The organism is Microcystis sp. LEGE 00066, assembly GCF_015207925.1.
GTDB lineage: Bacteria > Cyanobacteriota > Cyanobacteriia > Cyanobacteriales > Microcystaceae > Microcystis > Microcystis ichthyoblabe_A.
The window spans coordinates 1-7,794 of record NZ_JADEVX010000187.1 but is presented as its reverse complement, the minus strand read 5'-3'; the positions used below and the strand labels follow the sequence as shown (position 1 = coordinate 7,794).

Sequence of the window (7,794 nt, the reverse complement as noted above, 5' to 3'; positions counted from 1 at the left end):
GGGTAGAACCCCCCAAAAGCTTGGATTGAGTGATAAAATCGAAAGTAACGCCCAATTTTAAAAGAGAGTTTCCCCTTAAAAATCCCAACTTCGTAGATTTACAAAAACGAGATACACCCGTAGAAAACTGCTATTTAATACTGATAACTGATAACTGAAAAAACCCCCTAACCCCAACGACTAGCGATAGGCATTCGCCAACCAGTGCCAAAAGCGCGATCGCTAATTTTTAAGCCTGGGGGAGCTTGTTTGCGCTTAAATTCGGCATTTTTAACCAATTTAATCACTTTCTGCACAATTTCAGGCTCAAAACCGGCGGCGATAATTTGTTCGGCGGATTGATGGCGATCGATTAATAGTGCTAAAATAGCATCTAAAATCTCGTAGGGAGGTAAAGAATCTTGATCCTTCTGATTGGGTTTTAATTCAGCACTAGGAGCTTTATTAATCACATTAAGGGGAATAATTTCCCCGTGCCGATTTAACCAGCGACAGAGGGAATAAACGCGGGTTTTCGGCACATCAGCAATCACTGCTAAACCACCATTCATATCACCGTAAAGGGTGCAATATCCCACGGCCATTTCTGATTTATTGCCAGTGGATAATAGTAAATGACCGAATTTATTAGAGAGAGCCATTAATAAATTACCGCGAATGCGTGACTGAAGATTTTCTTCAGCAATACCGAAATCAGTACCAGCGAAAAGACTCTCTAAAAGTTGATCATAAGCAGTCATAATTTCTTTAATTGCTAACTTCTCACTTTTGATACCTAAATTATTAACTAAAGCCACCGCATCGCTAATGGAATGGTCGGAACTATAGGGAGAAGGCATCATCACAGCGAGAACATTTTCTTTACCTAATGCGTCGCTGGCAATAGCGGCAACTAAACTGGAATCAATGCCACCACTCAAGCCAAAAATTACCCGTTTAAAACCGCATTTCTGCACATAATCTTGTACTCCTAAGACTAAAGCTTGATAAATTTCCTCATCTTCATCGACGGGTAAAGGATGAATAATTGCGGGTAACAAATCTTGATTAAACTCGATCAATTCTAGGCTAGAAGTAAATGCCTTGGCGCGATAAATCACTTCTCCTTGTCGGTTAAAAGCAACACTGTCACCATCAAAAATTAAATCATCATTTCCTCCCACTTGATTGACGTAAACTATAGGTAAATTATATCTAGTGGCACTATGGGATAATAAAGATTCTCGCAATTTTTGCTTACCGACACTGTAGGGAGAAGCGGAAAGATTAACGATTAAATCCACTCCTAAATTAGCTAAATCGGCGATGGGATTAACCGCGTATTGACGCTGACCCCAAAATTGTTCATCATTCCAAACATCTTCACAGATAGTTACACCGATTTTTACATTATTTTCTGTTAGTTGAAAATATTGACTTTCTTTCCCAGAAGCAAAGTAACGATCCTCATCAAAAACATCGTAGGTAGGCAATAAACGTTTAGTAAAAATTTGTTTAATTTCTTGACTTTTTAACAAAGCTATGCTATTAAATAACGGCTTTTCTCCTCTGACCGTTGCCGAGGGATTTTTTTCGACAAAACCGACTAAGACGGCTAATTTTTCTGGTAATTGTTGGGACAATAATTGCAATTGTTGAGACATTTTCTCCACAAAACCCAGATTTAATAATAAGTCTCTGGGAGGATAACCACAGAGGGATAATTCCGGGGTTAAAAGTAATTCTGCTCCCTGATTAAATGCTGTTTGAGCAGCCTCTAAAATTCTTTGGGCATTTCCTTCGATATCTCCAACAATGGGATTTAATTGAGCGATAGCAATTCTCATATTTTTTCCTATTTAAACAAAAACTAACGGTTGATCTTTAAAGGGAGCAAAAGCTTTTTCGTCAAAGCGATATAAACTAGCCGGACGACCGGCACCACGAGAGACTTTTAAACCCATATCCTTGAGAAATCCTAATTTCAATAGCCGATTTCTGAAGTTAGAATAATCACTAAAATTTTTACCTAAAATTGTCTCATAAAATTGATAAAGATCATTTAAAGTAAATAATTCTGGTAAAACCTCAAAAGCGACGGGACTATATTCTACTTTATTGCGTAATCTTCGCCATCCATAAGCTAAAATTTGACCGTGATTAAAGGCTAAATCTGGCACTTTATCAATCATATACCAAGTGATATTATAATCCCGTTCGGTGATTAATTTTGCTTCTTCAAACCGCACTAAAGCGAAGTAACTCACCGATAGATAACGTTTCCCAAAACTCTCGGCTGCTGCCGGGGAATCTCCCTCTGGACTGCCAAAAGTATATAACTGTTCCAGATAGAGATTATTGACGCTAATTTTCTCGGCTAAAATTCGATAGGCTGCCGTTTCCAGTGATTCCCCATTTCTCACTAAAGTCCCGGGTAAACTCCAGTAATTACTAAAAGGTTCTTCCCGTCGTTTAATCAGAAGCACCAGCAGCCGATTTAATTGGGTATCAACGGAAAAGATCACGTTATCAACTCCGACTTTAAAATCAGCTAGAGATTTATTAGCTAGGGTATTTGGCGGTTTCATGCGTAAAGTTTTTGACCTTCGATATAATCTTTAATCGGTGCAGGAACAGCCTGTTTATCGCCTTTTTCTCGATAATCTGTTGAGGATACAGCCGGAGCAAAGACATCGGCAATCAGACAATCACCCCCTAATGTTTGCAGTTGTTCAATATCATCTTGATTAATAGGATATCCGGGACGAGGAATCACGAGAATTTTGACTTTTTCTAGTAATTCTTGGCTGCGATACCAGTGCCTAATTTGTCCGGCTAAATCGGAACCAATGACTAGGGTATATTCCTCCTGTTCTCCCCAAATTGCTTGCGCTTTTTCCACACTAATTAAGCTACGTCGATCGCTTAATTCTCGTCGCAGTTGTATATTATCCCTTGGGGGTTGAATATCCCGGATGAGCAAATTTAACATCCTCAGACGATGTTCGAGACTGGTTTGATGATTTTTAAAGGGATTATCGGCAGCCCAAACCGCAACGATATCGTACTGTTCCGATAACCATTTTAGTATGGCTTGATGACCGGCAGTGGGAGGATCGGCACTGGTTCCAAAAAGGGCAATTTTAAGCATAGGATTCAATTGCTTGCTCACTGAGGGATTAGTTTAACTCTGCTCAAGCTTGGCAAAGATTAACTTCTCCCCATTATAGTTGATTTTACCAAAATAGGCCAAGAAGATCAGTAATCTCCTGCAAAAGTAAGTTATCGAGCCGCTATCCGGTCAAAATATCTAAAACCCCGGATAAATTCGACATAATCTTAGGTTTTATGAATAGGATAGTTAGGGACTTGCGCTTTGATAATGTACCTTTTGGGCGAACGCAGTTCGCCCCTACATTGTGGACAAAATCCGTTACTGTAGGGGCGCAATGCTTGCGCCCTCCGATCGATCAGGTTTGCTGATCACCCTAAGTAGGGGGAGAGCCTTCGAGGTGTTAGGGACTTGCGCTTTGATAATGTGCCATCTGGCTGGTCTGGTTCTTCTACAGAGCGATTTTCTGGCTGGGATATTATTCCTACGCAAGTCCCTTATCTCTTATCTTTTGTCTGCTACTGAATATTTTTGATTCTTGCAGGAGATATCATTTTTTATAAAATTGGTGAACTAATTCACAAACGTACTAACCCACAAACAGAAGGAGGCAAACCCATTACGCCGCGCTATGACTCCCGTAGCATTTAGCGGCCCAAACCACTGGCTCGATTTCTCCCTTTTGGAGTTTTTCTAGCGGGGTTGCTCCTTCTAAACGAATATCACCCGTAAGCAGAAAGAGCATTTGTGTCCAAGCACCGTCTTCTTTTAGGACGGCTAACACTTGGTCTAAACCAGACAAAACTTTGCCATCAATAAATTGCCAAGCGGGATAAACTAATTCCTCGTTGACAGATAAACCTAAGACCTGATGATTGAGCCTCATAGTTTCTAATTCCAAAGAACTACAGGCTAAAACACTACAAACCTCAGCGCTGGTTAAGGTTCCTCCTTGCTTGGATAGGAACCGTTTCTTCGCTTCTTCGCCTCGTTTAATGGCAGCTGCCAACGCAGGGGCCAAAGCTAAAGGAGATTGTGTTTTTTGTATAGATTCTAACATTTTTAAGCAACCCTACCACCGCGAACGTATTTTGAATCCCTGATTAGTTTTTAGGAAGACCCTATCTACCCCTCATAATAACAGATGGTGGGCATTGCCCACCATACATATAGCAATTCTATTTGAGATTTAAACTGTCACCTATTGATAACAAGAGACTTAAGCCCCTTGTCTATGTTAACCATCAGTTAGTCTCCTTTTTTTTCGCTATCGATCAATTTTAGTCCTACATGAACATATAGATTCGCAATAGTCATCGGATGAATTATTTCTGGCAACCTTCCTGCATATAACGGTACAGACACTCCAGCTAGAATCAAGAGTAAAGCAAGCGTCTTTTTGAGATTAACTTTGTCATTAGGTAGCATAACGTTCTTAGAATAGTGATACACCTATTTTATATCCAGCAAGCTATTCTATGTCACCCAATAAAAGTTGTAATTTTGATACTTTTTTAGGCTTTAAATTTGTAACAATTATTGGTTTGACTTTGCAATAATTATTAGTTTAAAGATTCAATAATTGTTGGTTTAACTTGGCAATATTTGTTGGTTTAAATTTGCAACAATTGTTGGTTTAACTTTGCAATAATTATTGGTTTTCAATTCCAGAATTTTGAATTATCGTACATACATAACGTTCATCCCATATTGCTGAAACGGAGGGGAATGATATGTCGAATGCAACTGTTAATCAAGCAATTATCAACTGTGTATATGTAAATCGCACAGGTAAAACAACCGTCCTAAGAATTCATGCTATTGGTATGGAGCGAGTAGTAACAGCGGGGGAAAAATTGCCTTTTAAAGCCCCTAAAGATTCTTTTCTGGAAGAGATTTCTACTCATGATCGCTCACTGATGATGATGCCGCCTGATAGGATACCCTGTATCGAATTTGCAGTATCATAAACTGACTACATTTGGGCCGTTTGAGGATTTGGGCAATAATTGTTGGTTGATTTCTCTTTTGGTTTTATGGAACTATCTCAGAAGCAATATAACTCTCCGGTTATTATTGCAATACACTTTGAAAAAGTATCGGTGACTACAAATACAGCTATGTTGATTACCTTAAGATCGAGGATCACCACAACCGAAGGAGAGAGACTTCTATGGCACCATCACTGTGTGATGCCCAAAAGCAGGCAAGAAACTGTGGTTTGGATATTTCCAGGCTAGAAGCTTTGTTAGAAGCAATAGAAAAAAATCTTATTCAACGCTCTCTATCTGAAAAATACAAAATTATGGCTCTTCTGGCGGCTACAGGACTTTATTCCGCCGATGACCTGGCTGAAATGTTCAATCATAGCCAAAAAAATCTAAACGCGGATTTCAACAAAAATCTAGGTTCCCATCTTAAGGATTACCTTGAGTTAGATGAGCGGGTGGGAATTACTTCTTTAAGAAGAGTTCTCTTTAAAAAAGGCTATTTTGTTGACATTAATGACGATGAATTAGTGAGAGTTTTGCCAACACGCTACGTTCACAACTCCCAATTAGAGGAGCCTTCTGCTTCGGACTCAATTATTAATGTTCAATCATAGCCAAAAAAATCTAAACGCGGATTTCAACAAAAATCTAGGATCCCATCTTAAGGATTACCTTGAGTTAGATGAGCGGGTGGGAATTACTTCTTTAAGAAGAGTTCTCTTTAAAAAAGGCTATTTTGTTGACATTAATGACGATGAATTAGTGAGAGTTTTGCCAACACGCTACGCTGAAAATTCGCAATTAGAGGAGCCTTCTGCTTCGGACTCAATTATTGTTGATCAGAATACCACCAATCAAGGAGATTGATTTGAAAATGGAAAACACAGAGTTATTGTGCGAGATACCAACATCGGTCAGTCTCCGTGCTGACATTATTAATGATTTGTTAGCTCAACTAGACAATGAAATGGAAAACACAGAGTTATTGTGCGAGATACCAACATCGGTCACTCCCCGTGCTGACATTATTAATGATTTGTTAGCTCAACTAGACAATGAACAGGATAGCGATATCCGTGCTGAAATCATAAGGAAATTAGGAGAATATCCTGAGCCTCAAGTGATTAAAAAACTTTGGGATTTGAGAAATAATCTCGAAAACGAATCTGATGATTTTGTGCAGTACGAAATTAAGCTTAGTCTGCATAAAGCGGCTACCCAAAAAGTTTTGACTCCAATAGGTATTGATTTTTTTCTGGATAACTTAGAGGTATTCCAATCAAAAGATAACAATTCTCAAGCTCCAAAAGTCTTAATTGATGCTGATCTGATTGAAGAGTTTTTATTACGAAATCAGACGACTCTTAACAGGGAAGCTGCTAGGGTTATGGGACTTGTTTTAGAAGGAAAAATTAATCCTTACATCGGCGAAATAGGATTAATCAAAATTTGGCATAATATCAAAAATCTGAAATCTAGAGAAGATGCCAATCGTTCGATCATTGAACTTCTGAGTAAGATTAACGTCGGTCAAGTTAACTTGAAAGAAATTGACCTAGAAAAATATCCCAACGTTAATTTAAAAACGGCAATTCAAGTTGAGATTGCCAGAAAGTATAGCCTAGCAGGTATTATCACCATCAGAGATCGAGAATTCATTGCCAGTGGGTATCCTTTTGTGGGTTCTCCTTCCCTATTCTTACAGTCTTTAGGGAAAGATACCTCGCCAGCTTCTATCGAAAGAACTCTCAAAAATCTCGGTAAAGCGGCAATGGAAAATGAAAAAGTAAAACTCAATCAGCTTTTAGAAAACGAGCCTCAACACAACTTATTCTTTGAAGATAATCTTTTGCTTTTTCAAGGCTGGAAAATTGAGAACTTTGAAATTCTCTGTGCTAATAACAATTTAACTTCTGCGACAGTTATCCTATGTAATACAAAAACCCAAGAGCGTTACACTGAATCAGCCTTTAAAAAAGGTTCAGTAGATGCACTTTGTACTGCTTTTAATGAGGCTCTAGCTCATTTAGTTGAGGTTAAACATACCCTTACATCTATCTATTTGGCCAACTTGACACCGGGTCAAAAAGGAGAAGTAACTGTCAAGGCGGTGGTCAAGTATGATGGGAAAGAAGTTATTACCATCCACACCCACGAAAATATTCTCAAGGCTTATTTTTTCGCCTACGTCAAAGCGATGATTGCCGTTTATGCACCCAAGGAATATCACCCTGATATTCATAGCACGAAAGAATTGACATATTTGTACAAAATTGGCGAACGAGATTTTCGGGGACTGAATTTCAGCCAAGTCAATTTAATGGATGGTGAGGCCAATCTTTCCGATGCAAAATTGATGGGATGTAACTTCAGTAAGGCTAATCTTTTGGAGGTTAATTTAACTAATGCTGATTTAACAGGAGCCGATTTAAGTCATGCCAATTTGAGCAAAGCTGATTTAACAGGAGCCAATTTGAGCAAAGCTAATCTAACCGGAGCTAACTTGACCGATGTTAAATTAGATGAAAATAATCTAACCCTCCTTGATGGCACAATTTTGACTAACACAATTATGCCTGAAATTAACCAGCAATTCTCATTTTGAAATAAATAGAGCATTAACCCCGATTTTGGCATGGGCATATAGTACAAAGTAACTATTTTTGAGGAGAGGCGATCACCCAAAAAAACAGTTGGCTGGACAAATTAAGT

The 7,794-nt window shown here is 38.7% G+C and carries 6 protein-coding genes and 2 pseudogenes; 4 read left to right on the top strand and 4 right to left on the bottom strand.

Features of this window, described 5'->3' with window-relative positions; translation table 11 throughout:
- Window positions 1-167: 167 nt before the first annotated feature.
- From IQ224_RS19480 to IQ224_RS19465, 4 genes are all read right to left on the bottom strand, one after another.
- Complete coding sequence (locus IQ224_RS19480; protein ID WP_002743667.1) at window positions 168-1,826, bottom strand: NAD+ synthase; 1,659 nt, start codon at window positions 1,824-1,826, stop codon at window positions 168-170.
- Window positions 1,827-1,838: 12 nt separating this feature from the next.
- On the bottom strand, window positions 1,839-2,567 hold the full coding sequence (locus IQ224_RS19475) for an NUDIX domain-containing protein (protein WP_002743665.1): 729 nt from the start codon (window positions 2,565-2,567) through the stop codon (window positions 1,839-1,841).
- Window positions 2,564-3,130: a nicotinate-nucleotide adenylyltransferase gene (locus IQ224_RS19470; RefSeq protein ID WP_002743664.1), complete on the bottom strand. Its 567-nt coding sequence runs from the start codon at window positions 3,128-3,130 to the stop codon at window positions 2,564-2,566. Before IQ224_RS19470 ends, IQ224_RS19475 begins: the two co-directional genes overlap by 4 nt.
- Before the next feature lie 580 nt (window positions 3,131-3,710).
- The gene (locus tag IQ224_RS19465) at window positions 3,711-4,151 is read right to left on the bottom strand and encodes a hypothetical protein (RefSeq protein ID WP_002783027.1); all 441 of its coding nucleotides are present in this window, start codon (window positions 4,149-4,151) and stop codon (window positions 3,711-3,713) included.
- Between the two features lie 673 nt (window positions 4,152-4,824).
- On the opposite strand from IQ224_RS19465, the gene IQ224_RS19460 reads away from it, so the two are divergent.
- The 4 genes and pseudogenes from IQ224_RS19460 to IQ224_RS19445 all read left to right on the top strand — a co-directional run.
- Window positions 4,825-5,061, top strand: coding sequence for a DUF1830 domain-containing protein (locus IQ224_RS19460; protein WP_194033374.1), 237 nt, complete (start codon window positions 4,825-4,827; stop codon window positions 5,059-5,061).
- Between the two features lie 203 nt (window positions 5,062-5,264).
- Window positions 5,265-5,696 carry a hypothetical protein gene (locus IQ224_RS19455; protein WP_194033373.1) on the top strand — a complete coding sequence of 144 codons (432 nt, stop codon included), beginning with the start codon at window positions 5,265-5,267 and terminating at the stop codon, window positions 5,694-5,696.
- Window positions 5,683-5,949 (top strand): annotated as a pseudogene (locus tag IQ224_RS19450) (hypothetical protein); the annotation flags it as partial. The gene IQ224_RS19455 and the pseudogene IQ224_RS19450, both read left to right, overlap by 14 nt.
- 100 nt (window positions 5,950-6,049) lie before the next feature.
- Window positions 6,050-7,681, top strand: a pseudogene (locus IQ224_RS19445) (pentapeptide repeat-containing protein); the annotation flags it as partial.
- Window positions 7,682-7,794: the final 113 nt, after the last annotated feature.